This window comes from Citrobacter sedlakii NBRC 105722 (genome assembly GCF_000759835.1).
In the GTDB taxonomy this organism is placed as follows: domain Bacteria; phylum Pseudomonadota; class Gammaproteobacteria; order Enterobacterales; family Enterobacteriaceae; genus Citrobacter_A; species Citrobacter_A sedlakii.
Map to the genome: position 1 here is coordinate 121,875 of NZ_BBNB01000001.1, position 19,828 is coordinate 141,702.

The 19,828-nt window shown below is 55.0% G+C and carries 17 protein-coding genes; 10 read left to right on the plus strand and 7 right to left on the minus strand.

Annotation, left to right across the window (positions count from 1 at the left end; genetic code table 11):
- Positions 1-79: 79 nt before the first annotated feature.
- Complete coding sequence (dcp, locus tag CSE01S_RS00630; protein ID WP_042282913.1) at positions 80-2,122, plus strand: peptidyl-dipeptidase Dcp; 2,043 nt, start codon at positions 80-82, stop codon at positions 2,120-2,122.
- A 37-nt stretch (positions 2,123-2,159) separates the two neighbouring features.
- Here dcp and CSE01S_RS00635 read toward each other — a convergent pair whose 3' ends face one another.
- The 3 genes from CSE01S_RS00635 to CSE01S_RS00645 are packed head-to-tail and all read right to left on the minus strand — an operon-like array spanning position 2,160 to position 3,652.
- The gene (locus CSE01S_RS00635) at positions 2,160-2,681 is read right to left on the minus strand and encodes a 2-oxo-tetronate isomerase (protein ID WP_042282916.1); all 522 of its coding nucleotides are present in this window, start codon (positions 2,679-2,681) and stop codon (positions 2,160-2,162) included.
- Complete coding sequence (locus CSE01S_RS00640) at positions 2,681-3,133, minus strand: DUF421 domain-containing protein (RefSeq protein ID WP_042282918.1); 453 nt, start codon at positions 3,131-3,133, stop codon at positions 2,681-2,683. The genes CSE01S_RS00635 and CSE01S_RS00640 overlap by 1 nt, the downstream gene beginning before the upstream one ends.
- 9 nt (positions 3,134-3,142) lie before the next feature.
- Positions 3,143-3,652, minus strand: a complete 510-nt coding sequence (locus CSE01S_RS00645) for a hypothetical protein (protein ID WP_042282920.1) — start codon at positions 3,650-3,652, stop codon at positions 3,143-3,145.
- Positions 3,653-3,791: 139 nt separating this feature from the next.
- Here CSE01S_RS00645 and CSE01S_RS00650 point away from each other — a divergent pair, with 139 nt between their 5' ends.
- Positions 3,792-4,184, plus strand: coding sequence for a YdeI family stress tolerance OB fold protein (locus CSE01S_RS00650; protein WP_042282922.1), 393 nt, complete (start codon positions 3,792-3,794; stop codon positions 4,182-4,184).
- Positions 4,185-4,456: 272 nt separating this feature from the next.
- Positions 4,457-5,554, plus strand: coding sequence for a serine hydrolase domain-containing protein (locus CSE01S_RS00655; protein ID WP_042284686.1), 1,098 nt, complete (start codon positions 4,457-4,459; stop codon positions 5,552-5,554).
- Positions 5,555-5,680: 126 nt separating this feature from the next.
- On the opposite strand, the gene CSE01S_RS23575 is transcribed toward CSE01S_RS00655, so the two are convergent.
- Positions 5,681-5,779, minus strand: a complete 99-nt coding sequence (locus CSE01S_RS23575) for a hypothetical protein (RefSeq protein ID WP_425279761.1) — start codon at positions 5,777-5,779, stop codon at positions 5,681-5,683.
- A complete protein-coding gene (mgtS, locus tag CSE01S_RS22980; RefSeq protein ID WP_000901367.1) occupies positions 5,779-5,874 on the minus strand; it encodes a protein MgtS in 96 nt (31 codons plus the stop codon). Before mgtS ends, CSE01S_RS23575 begins: the two co-directional genes overlap by 1 nt.
- Positions 5,875-6,315: 441 nt before the next feature.
- Between mgtS and CSE01S_RS00665 the strand changes: the two genes are divergently transcribed.
- From CSE01S_RS00665 to urtE, 6 genes are all read left to right on the plus strand, one after another.
- A complete protein-coding gene (locus tag CSE01S_RS00665) occupies positions 6,316-7,419 on the plus strand; it encodes a cobalamin-independent methionine synthase II family protein (RefSeq protein ID WP_042282925.1) in 1,104 nt (367 codons plus the stop codon).
- A gap of 207 nt (positions 7,420-7,626) precedes the next feature.
- Positions 7,627-8,898 carry an urea ABC transporter substrate-binding protein gene (gene urtA, locus CSE01S_RS00670; RefSeq protein WP_042282927.1) on the plus strand — a complete coding sequence of 424 codons (1,272 nt, stop codon included), beginning with the start codon at positions 7,627-7,629 and terminating at the stop codon, positions 8,896-8,898.
- 45 nt (positions 8,899-8,943) lie between these two features.
- Positions 8,944-10,518 (plus strand): urea ABC transporter permease subunit UrtB, encoded by a 1,575-nt coding sequence (urtB, locus tag CSE01S_RS00675; protein WP_042282929.1) that lies wholly within the window; start codon positions 8,944-8,946, stop codon positions 10,516-10,518.
- The gene (urtC, locus tag CSE01S_RS00680; protein ID WP_042282930.1) at positions 10,518-11,591 is read left to right on the plus strand and encodes an urea ABC transporter permease subunit UrtC; all 1,074 of its coding nucleotides are present in this window, start codon (positions 10,518-10,520) and stop codon (positions 11,589-11,591) included. The genes urtB and urtC overlap by 1 nt, the downstream gene beginning before the upstream one ends.
- Positions 11,591-12,388: an urea ABC transporter ATP-binding protein UrtD gene (urtD, locus tag CSE01S_RS00685; protein ID WP_042282931.1), complete on the plus strand. Its 798-nt coding sequence runs from the start codon at positions 11,591-11,593 to the stop codon at positions 12,386-12,388. Before urtC ends, urtD begins: the two co-directional genes overlap by 1 nt.
- A 9-nt stretch (positions 12,389-12,397) precedes the next feature.
- On the plus strand, positions 12,398-13,096 hold the full coding sequence (gene urtE / locus CSE01S_RS00690) for an urea ABC transporter ATP-binding subunit UrtE (RefSeq protein ID WP_042282932.1): 699 nt from the start codon (positions 12,398-12,400) through the stop codon (positions 13,094-13,096).
- 16 nt (positions 13,097-13,112) lie between these two features.
- Here urtE and ydeE read toward each other — a convergent pair whose 3' ends face one another.
- Entirely contained in the window at positions 13,113-14,300 is a 1,188-nt protein-coding gene (gene ydeE, locus CSE01S_RS00695) for an efflux MFS transporter YdeE (protein WP_042282933.1), read from the minus strand.
- A gap of 205 nt (positions 14,301-14,505) precedes the next feature.
- Here ydeE and eamA point away from each other — a divergent pair, with 205 nt between their 5' ends.
- Entirely contained in the window at positions 14,506-15,405 is a 900-nt protein-coding gene (gene eamA, locus CSE01S_RS00700; RefSeq protein WP_042282934.1) for an O-acetylserine/cysteine exporter, read from the plus strand.
- A gap of 40 nt (positions 15,406-15,445) precedes the next feature.
- Here eamA and CSE01S_RS00705 read toward each other — a convergent pair whose 3' ends face one another.
- Positions 15,446-19,573: an autotransporter outer membrane beta-barrel domain-containing protein gene (locus CSE01S_RS00705; protein ID WP_042284687.1), complete on the minus strand. Its 4,128-nt coding sequence runs from the start codon at positions 19,571-19,573 to the stop codon at positions 15,446-15,448.
- Positions 19,574-19,828: the final 255 nt, after the last annotated feature.

Sequence of the window (19,828 nt, forward strand, 5' to 3'; positions counted from 1 at the left end):
GGGTAATGCTCGTTAACAGGATTGCGGTCTTTTCCACGGAAGCCTACTCTAGTGAACAAATCGTTTTCAGGAGTGAAAGATGTCGTTAACGAATCCGTTCTTTAAACCGAGCCTGCTACCGTATCAGGCACCCCAATTTGATCAGATAGAAATCGCGCATTATCGCCCGGCCTTTGACGAAGGACTGCGCCAGAAGCGCGCTGAAATTGCCGCCATTATTGAAAACGATGCCGCGCCAGACTTTGACAATACGGTCGTGGCGCTGGAGAAAAGCGGCGAGTTGCTAAGCCGGGTAACCAGCGTCTTCTTCGCCATGACCTCCGCGCACACCAACGAAGAATTACAGCGGCTGGACGAAGCGTTTTCAGCTGAACTGGCAGAGCTGGCGAATGATATCTGGCTGAACGCAGCGCTGTTTTCTCGCGTCGACAGCCTCTGGCAGCAGCGCGCCTCGCTGCAACTGGATAGCGAGTCGCGACGGCTGCTTGAGGTGCTCCATCAGCGTTTTGTCCTCGCGGGCGCAAGGCTCAGCGATTCAGACAAGGCGCAGCTCAAAGCCCTCAATACCGAGGCGGCGACCCTGACCAGTCAGTTTAACCAACGACTGCTGGCGGCCAATAAGTCCGGCGGTCTGGTGGTGGATTATGCTCTCCAGCTCGATGGGTTGAGCGACGTTGAAATCGCTGCTGCCCGCGACGCGGCTCAGGAGAAAGGGCTGAATGAAGGCTGGCTGATCCCTCTGTTGAACACGACGCAGCAACCGGCGCTCAGCGCGTTACGTGACCGCCAGACACGGCAGAATTTATTTACCGCCGGATGGCAGCGGGCTGAGAAGGGAGATGAAAACGATACGCGGACGATCATTCAGCGGCTGGTCTGCCTTCGCGCCGCCCAGGCGAAACTGTTAGGGTTTGCGGATTACGCGTCGTGGAAAATCGCCGATCAAATGGCAAAAACGCCGGAATCGGCGCTGGCTTTCATGCGCGCCATTGTCCCGGCGGCGCGTCAACGCGCGCAGAATGAACTGGCTGATATTCAGAAGGTCATCGACGAGGAACAGGGCGGGTTTACCGCCGAGGCCTGGGATTGGGCGTATTATGCCGAGCAGGTCCGGCGTGCGAAATACGACCTCGATGAGTCTCAGCTTAAGCCGTACTTCGAACTCAACACGGTACTTCACGAAGGGGTGTTCTGGACGGCGAACCAACTCTTTGGCATTACGTTTGTTGAACGCTTTGATATTCCGGTGTATCACCCGGATGTCCGCGTCTGGGAGATCTTCGACCATGACGGCGTCGGGCTGGCGCTGTTTTACGGTGATTTCTTCGCGCGCGATTCGAAAAGCGGCGGGGCATGGATGGGCAATTTTGTCGAGCAATCAACGCTCACTGATAGCCGCCCGGTCATCTACAATGTCTGTAATTATCAGAAGCCAGCCGCCGGACAACCCGCGCTGCTCTTTTGGGATGATGTCATCACCTTATTCCATGAGTTTGGCCATACGCTTCACGGTCTGTTCGCCACACAACGCTACGCCACGCTGTCTGGTACGAATACGCCGCGTGATTTTGTGGAGTTTCCGTCGCAAATTAACGAGCACTGGGCAAGCCATCCCGGAGTGTTTGCGCGTTTCGCCCGCCATTACGCCAGCGGGGAAAAAATGCCCGAAGCGTTACAGGAGAAAATGCGCAGGGCAAGCCTGTTCAACAAAGGTTATGACATGACCGAACTGCTCAGCGCCGCACTGCTGGATATGGGGTGGCACAGTTTACCCGGCGCATGCGACGCGCAGGACGTCGGCGATTTTGAAGCGCAGTTGCTGGCTGCAGAGGATCTCGCCCTGCCTGCCGTTCCCCCGCGCTATCGCAGCAGTTATTTTGCCCATATTTTCGGCGGCGGCTATGCCGCAGGGTATTACGCCTATTTATGGACGCAAATGCTGGCAGATGACGGCTATCAATGGTTTGAGGAGCAGGGCGGGTTGACGCGCGAGAACGGGCAACGTTTTCGTGACGCGATTCTCTCACGCGGCAACAGTGAAGACCTCGACCGCCTTTATCCGGCCTGGCGGGGAAGTGAACCCACCATCACGCCGATGCTGAAACATCGCGGGTTGGCGTAACAAGCAGGAGGTGCCCGTCAGAGGGCACCGCTCATTTTTAATCCTCAAGCAGACGCAGCAACTGGGCAAGAGCAAAACGAACGGCCTGATCCAGCACCTCTTCGCACTCCCCGCTAAATTGTTGCACAACGGTGTAAACCGCGCCGTCTATATCCCAGGCAAACCAGACGGTGCCCGCAGGCGTTCCGTCGTCACCGCCTTCCGGGCCGCCGTAGCCGCTTATCGCGATACTGATATCAACATCGGCGTGTTCGCGCGCGCCCGTCGCCATTTCCGCCACGACCGCCTCACTGACCGCAGTATGTATTTCCAGCGTGCGTTCCGCCACGCCGAGGATCCTTGTTTTCGCTTCATCGGTAAAGGTGATAAAGCCGACGCCGTAAAATGTCGGCGTATCCTCGGCTGCGCAGAGCGCCGATCCCAGCTTTCCGCCGGTACAGGATTCCGCTGTTGTCAGGCGTAATTGTCGTTGACTGAGCAACGTGCCGAGGCGGTTTGTCAGGGCGGCGACAGTCTGGGTATTTTGCAGCGTAATAATTTTATTTGTCGGTATTGGCATCATGATTTTTCAGTCTCTGGAATAATAGAAATTTGTCCGTTTCTTTCCAGTATGGCATATTTAATTTCCTTCATTTCCAGAATGCCATGATTCTGACGTGCGGCGAGCATAATATCGTCACACGACACGCTGACTTTCTGCAGTTTTGTCTGATTAGCGGCACCGTGAGCCACCAGAATAACGGGCGCACCATCAATAAGATTTTCTGCGCCGGGTATTTTCTTTTTCAGATAGCCAAACAAAATATCAACCACCACAAGGGTGATAATGGTTAGCATGGCGCCGGTAACGGAAAAATCTTCTCCCAGTAAAGCCTGTTGTGTCGCTTCGCTGATTATCAGCAACAGGATCAGATCAAAACTCGTCATTTGCATGAGCGTCCGTCTACCGGCAATTTTAATCACGATCAGCAAAATCAGGTAGATGGCGATCGCTCTGAGAACCATGTCCATACGCGTCTCCTACGGATAAACGAATTGAGAAATCACTTTTTCCGCCCCGGAATTGGCCGAAAGAGTGGTCTGAAAAAAGCCGGGTCGGAGCGGTTTAACCGTTAGCCAGACGGTGGTCTCCGCGTTTGGCGTTGATGCGTACTCCATGACCAGTTGATGGTTGACGTTGCGCATGCTGTCTGGCTCAGGGGTGATGGTTTCTATCTGGAAGGAAGCGGTAAAATCCTTGCCTAATTGCAGCGTAAGTGGGCCGGAAGGTGGGGAAGGCAAGCTAATTTTGAGCGTGTCATCTTTCATCAGACGTCCGAATTTTTCATATTCCACCTGCAACTTCGGGTTATCGGCAACGAGTTTGCTGCTGCTAAAGTAACCGCTGGAAAATAAACCGCTCAAGGCCGCGATAATAATTAACAGCAAACATGTAAAGCCGATTCGTCTGAATTTATCTTCAAAGTTAAGCGCCTTACGACTTTCTTCAACAAACGGAATAGGGTGTTTGGTATCGTCAGAACCGGGCATAGTCTACCTGCCTGTAAATTGAGGTTGCCGTACCTGCTTGATTTCACACCAATCTACTCCTCAGCAGGACGCTAATTTGTAAAATTTAAAAATAGCAACCAGACTTAATAAGTCAAACCGAACGCCGAAAGGGGAAAAAATGAAATTTAACATTATCGTATTAACGAGTGTTCTTATAATGCCTTACGCGTTAGCGGCTGATGAAGGTGGGTTAAAAAAAGATGCTGCGCCGCCACCGCCTCACGCGATTGAAGATGGCTACCGGGGAGCGGAGGATGCTAAAAAAATGACGATTGAATTTGCTAAAACGATGCATGATGGGGCTACGGTCTCTCTGCGAGGCAATCTGATCGACAAAAAAGGCAATGATACCTACGTGTTCCGCGACAAATCGGGGCAAATCGATACGGTGATCCCTGCGTCCGTATTTGATGGACGTGAAGTGCAGCCGGACCAGATGATCAATATCAATGGCAGCCTGGACAAAAAGTCGACGCCGCCGGTCGTGCGGGTAACCCGTCTACAAAAATAGGACACGCTTAGTCATGTCGGCGGAGGTCAAGGATTAAGACAACGCTGACATTCAATACGTCAGGTGACTGATGTACAATGCGGGCTTCTTTTTCTGGAGCCCGTCCTCACTATGTCCGCTTTTTCTTCCCTCATGCTCTCTGTTTCGTCATCGCCGTGGCATACGATGACTGTACGGGCGGCGGGTTGACGATGAATCCGGGCAAGCCGCTGATCCTCGCCTCGATCTTTTTAATGTCCGCCTGCGGAAACAGTACGCTTTCTCAGATGGATATGCCTGCGCAAAAAAGCGCGCAGGCTGTGGTGGGCTATTACGCGCGCGGCATCGACCCAATGGTTACCCGATACATGCAGGAAAAGCAGGTATCCGGCATGGTTGTCGCGGTGATCCAGCATAACGGGCCGGTAGAATTTCACTGTTATGGTGTTACCGACGCGCGTCATCGATATCCCATTACACCAGACACCTTGTTTGCGCTGGGTTCGCTTAGTAAAGGGGTAACGGCAGAAGTGTTAACCATGCTGGTTCAACAGGGCGTGTTTAGCTGGGACGACACGCTGGAACAGCTTTTACCCGTTAACACGCCGCTCAGTGACGATGCGAAAAAGATCACGTTGTTACAGCTGGCGACCCACACGTCGGGCTTACCCAGACAACCTATCGATCTATTGACGCTGGAAAACGTGTTGCGCTATTTCAGCACTGGCGAAAACTTTTATACGCAGCTGGACAGTGACGATGTGCTACGTTATCTCGCCGATTTCAGCGCGCCGGACGCGCGAATACCGCAGTATTCGAATATTGGCTATGCCTTACTGGGCTACAGTGTGCAACGTAAAACCGGGGAGACCATCCAGTCGCTGGCAAACCGGCTACTGTTTCAGCCGCTGGCGATGAATAACAGCAGTTTCATTCCGGCGCAGCTTCAGGCATACCCTTATCGCGCCCTCGGTCACGCAGGCGATCAGCCAAAGTTTATATCGCGTGGTCATCTGACGCCGGATTGGGTGTTTAAAAACAATATGGTGGGGGCGGCAAGTTTGTACAGCAGCGCCCGCGATCTGGCGACCTATGCTCGCGCCCACTTTGCCCAAGGTCAACCCGTCGCGCTCAGCGCGGCGTTCGCCGAGGTTTCGCGCGTTTATTTCGCTCAGGAAAAAGAGGCGGCAAACATTGCATGGGTGAGTGATACGTTACCTGACCGTACCATTACCTATCAGGTTGGTTATATTGGCGGCTATTCGAGCTATATTGGCTACGACAAGAAAAATCAAAATGCAGTGGTGGTTTTGCAAAACAGCTTCAACTGGAGTAATTACTTTGGACACGCCATTTTGACAAAATTAGAAACGCGACCGGCGGACGGGTAAATCTTCGCCGTTTAACTTCCATTGAGAAAAGGCGTGGTAAGTTGGCTGTGATTCGTTGTTGAGCAAGGAATCGCATGACAACGAAAAGAGTAAAAACAATCTATCCATGCAAGCATTCACCGTCGGTTATCCGGCGGTTTTTTTTATTGGCGACAGATAAAAAAGTGGCCCCTTGTGCTGTAATGCGACAAGGGGCCTTCGCGGTGCAGGATTATCTCCGTTCATTAGTCATCCCATTTGTGGCTGAAGTACGCGGCGAGAAATCCGGAAAACAAGATAATTCCCAGAACTGCCATAAATACGTTCATATTTCCCAGCATGTTTGCCTCCGTTTATTTGATTGTGTGTGTCCTCGCTTACCTTAATTTCGGTTGATGACAGAGATATTAGCAGCTCTAATCTAAACAAGAGCTGAATTAAGTGATTATTTCCCGATAAAAGTAAATTTTTAACGATATTGCGAGAGAGGGGCGACATAAGTATGTCGAAAAGGGTGGCGCAATCACGCGGCGTTGCTGCAGGCAACATAGGACTGGCAGTGAAAAGCATGACAGGCGGCACTTCCGGATGGGCGAACGTAACCTGCGCCTTAGCTTTCCCGCCGACGGCAACCTGAATTAATTTCAACAGGCATGAATTTTTCTCGTTTGCCCGACGGCCTGTGGTATGTCAGTTTGGACGTATAGCCATCCAGAAGTCTTAATGTTTAAATAAGAAACTATCACCTCCGGTAATCATTGCCGGATGACAAAGGAGATCGCATGCAAAGACAACAGGCCCCGTTTCGTGCAGAAGTCGTTGGGAGCTTTTTACGCCCGGATGAAATCAAACAGGCTCGCCAACAGTATTCCCGCGGGGCGTTAAGCGCCAGTCAGCTGCGCGCGGTTGAAGATGAAGCGATACGTCACGTGGTAGAGCAACAGTGCGCCTGCGGCCTGCACGTTGTGACGGACGGGGAATTTCGTCGTGCCTGGTGGCATTTTGATTTCTTTGACGGACTGCAGGGCGTAGAGCGTTACGACGCAGCGCAAGGTATTCAGTTCAACGGCGTTCAGACTAAAGCCCACGGCGTTCGCGTCACCGGGAAGCTGGCGTTCGGCGATCATCCGATGCTGGAGGATTTTCGCTATCTGAAAAGCATCAGCGGCAATGCGCAGCCGAAAATGACCCTCCCCAGCCCCAGCGTATTGCACTTCCGTGGCGGGCGTAAGGACATTGACGCGACGGTGTATCCACACCTCGATGCTTATTTCGACGATCTCGCGTCCACCTGGCGTGATGCTATTCACGCATTTTATGCTGCCGGGTGCCGCTACCTGCAACTGGACGATACCGTATGGGCTTACTTATGTTCCGATGCGCAGCGCCAACAGATCCGTGAGCGGGGAGACGATCCGGACGCCCTGGCGCGCATCTATGCCGACGTAATTAATCGCGCGTTGCGTGATAAGCCCGCTGATATGACGATTGGCTTGCATGTCTGTCGCGGTAATTTCCGGTCTACCTGGATTTCGGAAGGAGGCTACGAGCCGGTCGCTGAGATCCTGTTTGGCAGCGTGAATGTGGATGCGTTTTTCCTTGAATACGATAACGATCGCTCCGGTGACTTCGCGCCGCTGCGCTTTATTCGCCCTGGCCATCAGCAGGTCGTGCTGGGACTGATCACGACCAAACACGGCGAACTGGAAAATCCGCAAGGGGTGAAAGCGCGCCTTGAGGAAGCCGCACATTATGTCGACAAGGCGCAAATCTGCCTGAGTCCGCAGTGTGGTTTCGCCTCGACTGAAGAAGGAAATACGCTGACGGAAGCCCAACAATGGAGCAAAATTAAACTAATCACCGAAATTGCCCGGCAGGTCTGGTAAATTGCTTCATGACTGAGCACGACGCTGCACGCTCGTAATGCAGCGCTGTGCCATTGTGGTTCATTACCCCTTTATATCGCGCCACTCAGCGCGTTTTTTTCTCCTTCGCCGTTCTGGCATCTTTTTTGCCTTATTCCTCCTGAACGTCATTTTTGCGCCGTTTTGTTTGTCGGATCGCACAGCATCTTTCTTTTCAGGAGTGAAACTATGCAGCGTCGTACATTACTTAAAGCTTTTGCCCTCTCTGCCTCGGTGGTTGCCATGGGGCTTAGCTTCAGCGTCCAGGCCGCCGACACCATTAAAATCGGCATTATGCATTCGCTTTCCGGCACTATGGCGATATCGGAAACCCCGTTGAAAGACGTTGCGCTGATGACGATTGAGGAAATCAACGCAAAAGGCGGGGTATTAGGGAAAAAACTGGAACCGGTGGTGGTCGACCCGGCGTCCAACTGGCCGCTGTTTGCCGAAAAAGCGCGGCAGTTGCTGAGCCAGGATAAGGTGGCGGTCGTGTTTGGCTGCTGGACCTCCGTTTCCCGAAAGTCAGTGTTACCGGTGTTTGAAGAACTCAACGGCCTGCTATTTTATCCGGTACAGTACGAAGGCGAAGAGATGTCGCCGAATGTTTTTTACACCGGCGCCGCGCCTAACCAACAGGCTATTCCCGCCGTCGAGTATCTGCTGAGTGAAGATGGCGGTAGCGCTAAACGCTTCTTTCTGCTCGGTACCGACTACGTATATCCGCGTACCACCAACAAGATCCTGCGCGCTTTCCTGCATTCAAAAGGGGTGGCAGATAAAGATATCGAAGAGATTTACACCCCGTTTGGTCACAGCGATTACCAGACTATCGTTGCCAACATCAAAAAATTCTCCGCTGGCGGCAAAACGGCGGTGGTCTCCACCATTAACGGCGACTCAAACGTACCATTCTATAAAGAACTGGCTAATCAGGGGCTGAAAGCGACCGATGTACCGGTTGTGGCGTTCTCGGTTGGTGAAGAAGAACTGCGCGGTATCGATGCCAGGCCGCTGGTCGGCAACCTTGCCGCCTGGAACTATTTCGAGTCCGTCGATAACCCTGTAAACCAGAAGTTTGTCGCCGACTACCGCGCCTACGCGAAAGCGCACAATTTACCGAACGCCGGGACGGTCGTTACAAACGATCCGATGGAGGCCACGTACGTCGGCCTGCACATGTGGGCGCAGGCGGTTGAGAAGGCCGGAACGACCGATGTTGATAAGGTCCGTGCGGCGATGGCAGGACAATCCTTCCAGGCGCCATCAGGCTTTACCCTGACGATGGATGCCGCCAACCATCATCTGCATAAGCCCGTGATGATCGGCGAAATCGAAGGCAACGGTCAGTTTAATGTGGTGTGGCAGACTGAAGAACCAGTCCGCGCCCAGCCATGGAGTCCCTTCATTGCCGGTAACGATAAAAAATCAGAGCAGCCGGTGAAAACGGCGAGTAACTGAGACGACGCCCTCCGGCGGGAGGGCAGGATAACGGGAGAACAGGACATGAAAGCCATGAGCTTTATTCACGGTGTCGTGCTGGCGCTGGGGTTGATGCCGTGGTTGGTTCAGGCCAGCGATGCCGACACGTTTGTCGCCGCCAGCCGCAACCAACAGGCGCAGTTGCTGGAGCAGTGGACGGCGTCGCCTGAACCGCAGCGGCTGCCGTTGCTGGCGGCATTAAGCAAGGAAAGTGTGCTGCTTGACAGCAAAAAAAGGGCTTTCACGCAAAACGGGACACAGTTGACGACGCTGGGCGCAGCCAGTACGCCAACCGGCACACTTAAAAAGCTGCGCTTGACTAACCGGTTGCGTAATTTGGTGGCTGGCGCGCTGGCCACGCATCAACTTATAAGTGACAGTGTCACAGAAAGGCGCGCCGCCGCCACGGCGCTACAGCGCGGCGCGCAGCCTGCCATGCTGCCGCTTATCCAGCAGCGTCTGGCCGCAGAAAGCGATCCCGTTGTGACATCGCGTCTGACCGGCGCGCTGGCGAGTCTACAACTGACCAGTCCTTCCGCGGACGTTCGTCGTCAGGCCATTACGCTGCTCGGCGATTCCAGCGATCCGGAAATGCAGGCGCGTCTGCAACCCTTTACCGACCATGCGCACGAGCCTGACGCCAGCGTACGTGAAGCGGCAACTGAGAGCGTGACGCGGATTCAACATCGTATGGCGACAGGCGAACTGCTCGGGCAGGCGTTTATGGGATTGTCATTAGGTTCGGTGTTACTGCTGGCGGCCCTCGGCCTGGCGATAACCTATGGCCTGCTCGGGGTAATCAATATGGCCCACGGTGAAATGCTGATGCTTGGGGCTTACTGTACGTGGATGGTGCAACACCTGATGGCGCAGTTCATGCCGCAGTGGCTGGCGCTGTATCCGCTCATCGCGTTACCGGTAGCCTTTCTGTTCACCGCCAGCGTGGGAATGATTCTCGAACGTGGGGTGATCCGCCATCTTTATGGTCGTCCGCTGGAGACATTGCTGGCGACCTGGGGTATTAGCCTGATGCTGATCCAACTGGTGCGCATGACCTTTGGCGCACAGAACCTGGAAGTGGCGAATCCGGCCTGGCTGTCCGGCGGCGTGCAGGTGTATGCGAACCTCGTACTGCCGTGGAACCGGATAGTGGTGTTTGGCTTTGCGCTGCTGGTGGTGGTCTTTACCTGGCTGCTGCTCGCTAAAACGCGGCTGGGGTTACGGGTACGGGCGGTGACGCAAAACCGCAGCATGGCGGCCTGCTGCGGCGTCCCGACGGGCAGGGTGGATATGCTGGCGTTTGGTCTGGGATCGGGCATTGCCGGCCTGGGCGGCGTGGCGTTGTCGCAGCTTGGTAATGTCGGACCTGAGCTGGGGCAAGGCTACATCATCGACTCCTTTCTCGTGGTGGTGCTGGGCGGCGTTGGTCAGCTTGCTGGCAGCGTGGCGGCGGCGTTTGGCCTCGGGGTATTTAATAAGATCCTTGAGCCGCAGATGGGGGCGGTGCTCGGGAAGATCGTCATTCTGGTGTTGATCATTCTGTTTATCCAGAAGCGACCCCAGGGATTGTTTGCCTTAAAAGGGAGGGTGGCTGACTAATGACTATGCCAATGACCTTAACGCTGGCGCGCAAAGCGCCGCGCGCCAGCCTCGTGACAGGTTCGCTTGTCCTGCTAATGCTGGTGACGCTGCCGTTTCTGGCGCTGCTGCCTGCCGACCACCCGCTGGCGATATCCGTCTGGACGCTTACGCTTGCCGGCAAAATCCTCTGCTATGCGATTGTGGCGGTGGCGTTGGATCTTGTCTGGGGCTATGCCGGTATGTTGTCGCTCGGACACGGAATTTTCTTTGCCTTGGGCGGGTACGCGATGGGGATGTACCTGATGCGCCAGGCCGCCGGGGAGGGATTACCGGCGTTTATGTCTTTTCTTTCCTGGACCGAGCTGCCGTGGTTCTGGTGGGGAACGCAACATTTCGCCTGGGCGCTGGCGCTGGTGGTGCTGGCGCCGGGCGTGCTGGCGCTCATCTTTGGTTACTTTGCGTTTCGATCGAAGATCAAAGGCGTCTATTTTTCGATCATGACGCAGGCGTTGACCTTCGCCGGGATGCTGCTGTTCTTTCGTAACGAAACCGGCTTTGGCGGCAACAACGGTTTTACTGGCTTCACGACCCTGTTGGGACTGCCGATCACCGCCACCAGCACGCGAATTGGGCTGTTTCTGGCGACGGTGCTTCTGCTGGTGCTGGCGCTGTGGCTGGGATTCGCGCTGGCGCGGAGTAAATTTGGGCGCATCCTGACCGCCGTTCGCGACGCAGAAAATCGGCTGATGTATTGCGGTTATGATCCGAAGGGCTTCAAGCTGCTGGTCTGGACGCTTTCCGCTGTGCTTTGCGGGTTGGCCGGTGCGCTTTACGTGCCACAGGTCGGCATCATTAACCCCAGCGAAATGTCGCCAACCAACTCCATTGAGGCCGCCATTTGGGTTGCGCTGGGTGGACGCGGTTCGCTGATTGGGCCGGTGACTGGCGCGGTACTGGTTAACGGGGCGAAAAGCCTGTTCACCGTCATCATGCCGGAATACTGGCAGCTGTTTCTCGGGTTAATTTTCATTGTTGTCACCTTGTTTTTACCGCGCGGCGTGATTGGCCTGTTTCGTAAAGGAGAAAAATAATGCAGCCAGACGAAGGGCTTTTCACCCGCCAGGTGCCGGGCGATCGCTATCGCCAGCAAACCGACCCGGTATTACAGCTGGAAAACATCAACGTCAGCTTTGATGGCTTTAAGGCGCTTACCGATCTCACCCTGAACATTGGCGTAGGAGAACTGCGCTGCATTATCGGCCCCAACGGCGCAGGAAAAACCACGCTTATGGACGTAATTACCGGTAAAACGCGGCCCCAAAGCGGAAAAGCGTTGTATGACCAGTCGACGGATCTGACGACGCTGGATCCCATCGCCATTGCCCGCCAGGGTATTGGCCGCAAGTTTCAGAAACCCACGGTGTTTGAAGCTCTGACGGTGGCGGACAATCTGGCGCTGGCGATGAAAAGCGATAAATCGGTGTGGGCGTCGTTGCGCGCCACGCTAAACAGCGAACAACATGATCGGATCGATGAAATGCTCGGGCTATTGCGGTTACGGACTGAACGCGGGCGTCACGCCGGGCGGCTCTCTCATGGACAAAAGCAATTTCTGGAGATTGGCATGTTGCTGGTACAGGAGCCGCACCTGCTATTACTCGACGAACCCGCGGCAGGGATGACCGATGCGGAAACGGAGTACACCGCGGAACTGTTCCGGACGCTGGCGGGAAAACATTCATTGATGGTGGTGGAACACGATATGGGCTTTGTCGAAACCATTGCCGATCGCGTCACGGTGCTGCATCAGGGACGCGTTCTGGCGGAAGGCAGTCTGCGCGACGTGCAGGCCAATGAACAGGTCATTGATGTGTATCTCGGACGCTAAGGAACGCAAATGCTACAGGTAAATGAACTGAATCAATACTACGGTGGAAGCCATATCCTGCGCGGCGTGTCCTTCGAGGCGAAAATCGGCGAAGTGACCTGTCTGCTGGGGCGCAACGGCGTGGGTAAAACGACGCTGCTGAAATGCCTGATGGGGCTGATCCCGGCGCGCACCGGTACAGTCACCTGGCAGGAAAAAAACATCACCCATCGCAAGCCGCATCAGCGGGTGCAGGCGGGCGTGGCCTATGTGCCGCAGGGGCGAGAGATCTTCCCGCGCCTGACGGTGGAAGAGAATCTGTTACTGGGACTTTCCCGCTTTTCAGGGCGCGAGGCGAGAACGGTACCGGAGGATATCTATGCGCTTTTTCCGGTTCTGCATGAGATGAAGCATCGCCGGGGGGGCGATCTCTCCGGCGGACAGCAGCAGCAGCTGGCACTCGGACGCGCGCTGGCGAGTCGTCCACAACTGTTGATCCTTGATGAGCCCACGGAAGGTATCCAGCCTTCGGTGATAAAAGAGATCGGTCAGGTCATCAGCCAGCTCGCGCGCCGTGGTGATATGGCGATACTGCTGGTCGAACAGTTTTATGACTTTGCCGCCGAACTGGCGGACCAGTATTTGCTGATGTCGCGGGGCAGCATTATTCAGCGCGGGCGCGGAGAAAACATGGAAACGGAGGGGGTGCGCGGGCTGGTCGCAATCTGATACCGCCCGCAGGTGATTAACACAGCGCAGGCTGGCTCCAGGGTCCGGCGCGCATGCCTTTCAGCATCAGCGCCCAGGCGACGACGATCGCCACCATCAGCACAGCAAACAGCGTCCAGGCGGGGAAGGCTGTTAGGATCACGCCGCTGGCGAGGGGGTTGACCGCCGCCCCGAGCCAGCCCAACGATTGCGCAGAAAAATAGCTGGCCTTCATGCCCGACGGCGCGATGTTATCGATCAACATATATTCGCCCGGCGCATAAATGACTTCGCCAAGCGTGAAGATTGCGGCGGCGATCCCCCAAAGCAAGAGACTTTCTCCGGCGATCATGAAACCGGCGAGACCGATGACAAAGCAGACGGTCCCGAAAGCCATCAGGGGGCGAATATTGCCGGGCGTCAGTCGGCGGCCAACGGCATATTGCAAACCGACAACCACCGTCGCGTTAACGGGCAGGACGACAGCCACCACGTTCTCCGCAAAATCGCCGTCTGCGACCACCATGACGTACTGAGAGATACAGGACGCGAATGCGCCGCTGACGAATGACGCGAGAAACGCTGACAGCGTAAACCAGAACAAGGCTTTATCCTGGAGCAGTACAGACGGCGACCAGGCCACGCGGGTATCTGCCTCAGCGCGCGCGGTCGAACGGTTAACCAAAAGCTGTATAAACACCAGCGGGAAGGCGGAACAGATTGCGGCAAGCCAAAAGGGCAGATTAATGCTTTGCATCACCAGTAATGTGCCGAGCGGCGGCCCGACGGTCCAGCCGATGTTCAGTACCGTGTAGTTAAGCGAGAAAATCTTCGCCTTCGCGGCGGGTGACAGGTTATCGGCAAACCAGGCCTTCAGAACGGTAGCAAACACTGAGTAAGCGCAGTTAATTAGCGCGAACAGCAGCACGACCAGCACCACGTTATGTACCAGCGGTATAGCGATAAAACCGAAGGCAAAGGCGGAGATTGCCAGCAGCATGTAGCGCTTTTTGTCGAACTTATCCGCAAGAATGCCAAAACCGAGGCTAAAGATAACGCCGATGGTTAACGCAATGGTCATGGCATAGCCGATCACGTCCACGCTCAGATGATACTGGCGATTCAAATAGATGGTCATGAAGGGCAGCGTTGCGCCGCGACCAATCGTCAGTAACAGGGAAGAAGCAAGTAAAGCCAGGGTGGATCGTCTTAGCGTTTTGTTCATGTCTATGCCCGACAGTGGGTTCTCGTTTCGTTATATTTTTGTGCTCAATGACTTTTAAGGAATAGCACGGCAAAAATGTGATGTATAGCGGATAAATTGTTCGATCGTGCACTGTTATCCCTACCAGAATTAATGATCTGTTGCGTGCTAATGTTTTACGCTACTTTAACTTGTTTACAAAAATTTAATATTTCAGGGCGGTGGTATGTCGCGAAAAGACGGACTGTTAGCATTACTGGTCGTGGTGGTCTGGGGGCTTAACTTTGTGGTGATCAAAGTGGGTCTGCACAATATGCCGCCGTTGATGCTGGCGGGGTTACGCTTCTTGCTGGTGGCTTTCCCTGCGATCTTCTTTGTTGCGCGGCCTAACATTCCGCTCACGCTGCTGCTGGGATACGGTCTGACGATTAGCTTCGGCCAGTTCGCGTTTCTGTTTTGCGCCATCTATTTTGGTATGCCTGCCGGGCTGGCGTCTCTGGTGCTGCAGGCACAGGCCTTTTTCACCATCGTGCTCGGCGCGTTTGCCTTTGGCGAGCGTTTACAGGGCAGGCAAATCGCCGGGATCGCGCTTGCTGTATTCGGCGTGCTGGTGCTGATTGAAGCCAGCCTCAACGGTCAGCACGTGGCGCTGTTCGGCTTTATGCTGACGCTGGCGGCAGCCTTTTGCTGGGCCTGCGGCAATATCTTTAATAAAAAGATTATGCAGCATGCGTCGCGACCGCCAGTGATGTCACTGGTGGTATGGAGCGCGCTCATTCCGATTATGCCATTCTTTGTCTCGTCATTACTGCTTGATGGCGCGCCCCACATGATCCAGAGCCTCGTCGACATTGACCTGACGACGATCCTGTCGCTGGTCTACCTGGCGTTTGTCGCCACAATTGTGGGTTACGGTATCTGGGGCACGCTGCTTGGGCGTTATGAAACCTGGCGCGTGGCGCCGCTGTCGCTGTTGGTGCCGGTGGTTGGCCTGGCGAGCGCCGCGGTATTGCTTGACGAGACGTTGAGCGGACTGCAATGCCTTGGCGCGGTGCTGATTATGGCGGGACTCTACATTAACGTGTTTGGTTTTCGCTGGCGCAATATCGCGCAGGTCAGGGGATAGCAGACGCAGAAAAGCCGCATGTTTCCATGCGGCTTACCGGTCAGAACGTCAGTTGCCAACTGACCATCACTTTCTGATCGCTGCTATGGTCAGACACATTGGCGCCGTAACCCACGCCCCAGGCCATATCGCCTTTATGCAGCGTCATGCCTAACTGTCCGGCAAAGGCGGTTTTATCAGTGATGTTCGCCGTAATGGCGTCTGTCGCGCTGATGCCCTGGGCTCGGATCCGTGTGTCAGAATGGGTATCGCCTGCACGGGTGATGACCGCGACATCCGCCTGGGTGGACAGATCCCATCCTGAATCCAGGGCGAAGGTTTTACTCAATTTTACCCCCGCCGGGAACTGCCAGATGTTCTGGGTTTCTTCGTCCGTTTTAAAGACCGTTTCATGATTCGCGTTCCGTGTAGTAAAGCCTTTGGTTTTAAGCTGGTTGTAACGTACGCCTGCATAAGGAATGACATTTACAACCTGATTTTCAACGCGGTACTCGGCGGTTAAGCCTGCGGTCAGCAACTGTGAGTCTACATCGCCATTCAGTTTGCGCCCCTGATTCGTCCAGCCGGGCAGATCCTGTTCGATATCGTTACTGTTCGCGCTAAAGCCGATATCCGCGGTGACGTTAACCGCATCACGACGCCAGTTCTGGTACAGCGAAACGCCCCAGAAATCGAAGTCGTTATGCGTGGTGTTGAAGTCGCCGGAAGAATCAGTGTTACCACGACCGGCATGGGCGGCGATCCCGGTGCGCATTGGTCCAATCGCGGAGTCCCAGGCCCCTTCACCGCCAAGCATCACGCCGTAGTAGTCGGTATCAAAGCCATAGTCCGCCTGTCCGGCAGAAAAGTCGCGCGCCCGCTGGTTGCCGTAGAGGGCCTGGACCCAGACGGTACCGTCTCCGGCGGCGAATTCAGGATGAGCCAGCGACATGCGTTGCTGTATCGTCCGGGATGCGGCAAGTCCGGTTGCCAGCGTCGTGGCCTGAACCCCTGCGGCGACGGCCAGTTGCGCGGCGCTGTTAACGGTGTTTACCACCTCCTGGACGCCAATATGCGGGCTTTCTACCGCCTGTGAAAGGAAGCGCAATCCCGCAGCGCCACTTTGCGTGTCGTTGATGCCCTGAGCGATCATGGTATCCAGCGCATGTGTTGTCACCACGCCGGGCAGTACGTCCTGGGCCGCTTTTGCGACTGTGGTGACAATCACATCGCCTTCCTGCCAGGTGGTCTTCGCGCTCAGCAGTTTATTGAGGATCAGGTTATTGTCCTGCCAGCCGGAACCGGCGATCTCTATGTTGTTGAAACCGTGCGCAATCGTGTAGTTCTGATTCGCTTTGGCGTCTTTAACATACAATTGCGCTGAGGAGGCCACATCCAGGTTGCCGTCGGTGGCGTTCAACGCGGCGTTACCGCGCGTTGTGCTTTCGCTGTTCACTATCAGCAGTGACTGTTCGCCAAACTGCGCCCGGTTCAGCGTTGCGGCATAGTCAGAGGACGGCTGGCTGAGCGAACCGTCCACCCGTATCCCCCCCTGAGAGGCGATGAGGGTTTGCGGCGTTGCGATAGCCAGCGCTGCGGTGACGCCGGTTGGCGACCATGCCAGCCCGGTGCTGGCGAAGTCATCGATCGCCGGTTGCAGGCGGGTGTCGCCCAGCACCAGCAACGCGTTTTGCCCGACCGTCAGACGGCCGTTAACGTTCTCCCCGCCAAACGCGGCCTGAGACGCCGTGTCGATGGTGGCGTTCTGTTGCCATTGAGGGTCGATGAAAACGCTGGCGCCGTGGAGATCCACCTCGCTGGCAATCAATTTGCCCGCAGCAGCATCGTGACCGACAAAGATTTTCGCCTGGCTGAGTCCGTCAGCGTCGGCGGTGGCGAGAAGTTTCCCGGCGTCGAGAGTACCGTCAACGGCCATTGCGCCGCTGCCGACCAGCTCGACGTTCGCGTGCAGTACAGCCTGATTCCCGATACTGATTTCCCCCTGGCTGACGATCCCCGACGCGGCGGCGCTGGTGACCGTATGATCGCCGGACACCACGTTCAGCGCGCCATCCTGACCAATATTCAGCTGTCCGCGAAGGTAATCAGTGGTATTCGCGGTGGCCAGCGTACCAAGATTCAGGCTTCCGCTTTCCACGTCAACGTTAACCTCCGCGTCGGGATTACCCGCCACGCTGATCAGCGAGCCGCCAGATGCGCCGGTCAGGGTTAACGACTTCCCACCAACGATAGCGACGGAAGCATCGCCTGCGCCTTCAAGACGCAGACTGGCGGCGCCAAAGCTGTTGGCGACAGCGATTTCCTGGTTTGACATCGCCTGTGCGCTACCGACAACGACCCGGTTTTTGTCCGCCACGACGTCGACGTTCGCGAGAACTGCGCCAGCGGTGGCGGCGTCAGTCACTGTCGCTTCGCCGGTGACGGTGTCGTTATTCATCAGTTGCCCGGTCATGACAAGCGAGGCGCCGGACTGACTGCCAAGCAACTGGTTAACCGACTTCAGCCACGCAAGTTGGTAGGTGTCGTCAGTCAGGGTCAGGGTACTCTCGCTCAGGGTCAGGCGACTGCCGGTCTCATTAAACTGCGTTGCGCCATCAACGTTGGCGACAGTACTGAACAGTTGGCTGGAGTGGGTTTCCAGATGACTGTTTTGGGTCAACTCCAGCGACGCGCTGTCGCGCAAAGAGAGGGAATCGGCAATCAGCCTGGCCTGGTTAAAAATCAGTTTGCCGGCAGAGAGGGCCACGGGGGCGTTAATCACGCCACCTGTTACCTCCAGCAGGGTTCCAACGTTATTGTCGCTAAAACCGCCGCCGAGGGTGGTGGTGGCGCGCACATTGAGTTTACCGAAGCGGCTGAATTTATCGCCCTGCAGTTGAGTCATCGATTCCATGAGCGTCAGGGTGCTGTTGGCGTTTCCATATAGCTGTCCGCCGACCTGGGCGTTATCGAGAATCACATTGCCACGCACAATATCCCCGTCTTTTAACGTCACGTCGCCTGAGATCTGGCTGTCTTTAAGCAGCAGATCCACTTCGCCGCTAAGCGCGCTGGCGTTAACAGAGCCGGTCAATCCGGAGCCCACCAGACCGACGGAGGTGGTTGTAGCCGTGTTCAACAGCAGATCGCCGGTCATCTGACTGGCCGTCAGCGCTGCGTTGAGACGGTCGCTGGCGGCCAGTGCGGTTATGCCTGTCACCTGGCTGTTTGCCAGCGTCAGGTCGAGGGTCTTACCTTTGGCGATATCAATAGCATTTGCGGCAGTGGTGGCCTTTAGGGTGCTGTCATCAACCGTCACCGTATTCAGACCGCCAGTCGCGGCAATTTTCAGCGAGCCGGTTAGCTGGCTTTTGTTTTTCAGCGTGACGCTGTTGGTTTTATCGGTATTGCCGCCGGAAATAAGAATCGCATTTTCATTAGCTATTGCTGCATCGCGGGTATCGATCGCACTGTTATCTACGGCAATGGTGATATCGTCTTTCGCGTAGGCGACGTTGATATTGCCTTTGTTAATCGCACTGTCGCTGACCGAAATACTATTTTTTCCTGCGCTGCCGGTCAGGATCCGGCCATTCAGCACACTGCCGTTGCGGATGTCGATGGTGTTATCGCCGGTATCGTAATACGAGAGGTAGATCGCCGAACCGCGGGCGTAATATTTACTGCGCTGGGGCGCTTTCTGCGTCTCGTCATAATCCGTATTCGCATTAGCGCCATTCAATGTGGATTTATCCACCGTGATGATCGTGTTGGTTTTATTTGTGAGATTCCCACCCGCTTCCAGCCAGTCAACGGTAGCGTTATTTACCAGGTGAATTCCCGCTGTACCATTTTTACTGGCGTTAATGTAATAACCGCTTAAATTTGCGCCATCGACGACCAGATGCTGAATGTCGTTTGCGCTACGCGATGATGTACCGCTGGCGAAATAGACGTTTTGTGTTTGTGCCTGGGCATTGATGGCCGCCTCCTGGGTAGGCAGCGTAAGATACCAGGCAGTCGGTGTCGGCTTAACAGGGGAGGTCATCTGAAATTCTTTCAAATTACAGATCCCGTCCGTGTACGTTGTGCAATCAGCAGCTGCGGGCGCGGCAAAAAGCACCATGCTACTGCCGACAATCAGGCTAATACTTTTAGCCAGAGGGGTAAGGCTTAATTTATTTTCCATAATATTTGCCATCCAGTTGCTGAGGAACCTTGAAAAGTAGTGAACCAGGAAACTATTTACCCTTAGTTACATTTCGAAATTTAGCAAACGACGAGAATGAGTGATATAGGACGTCAGATTACGACTTAAGAAAAATCCTAATGTTGGCATAACACTTTGTTTTATATGGTGCTTAAAATTAAATTCATCACCAAAACTGTGCGTGGTAGCACATTTTGTTACTCCGGGATTAAGAATTATCTTATACTGCCGGGA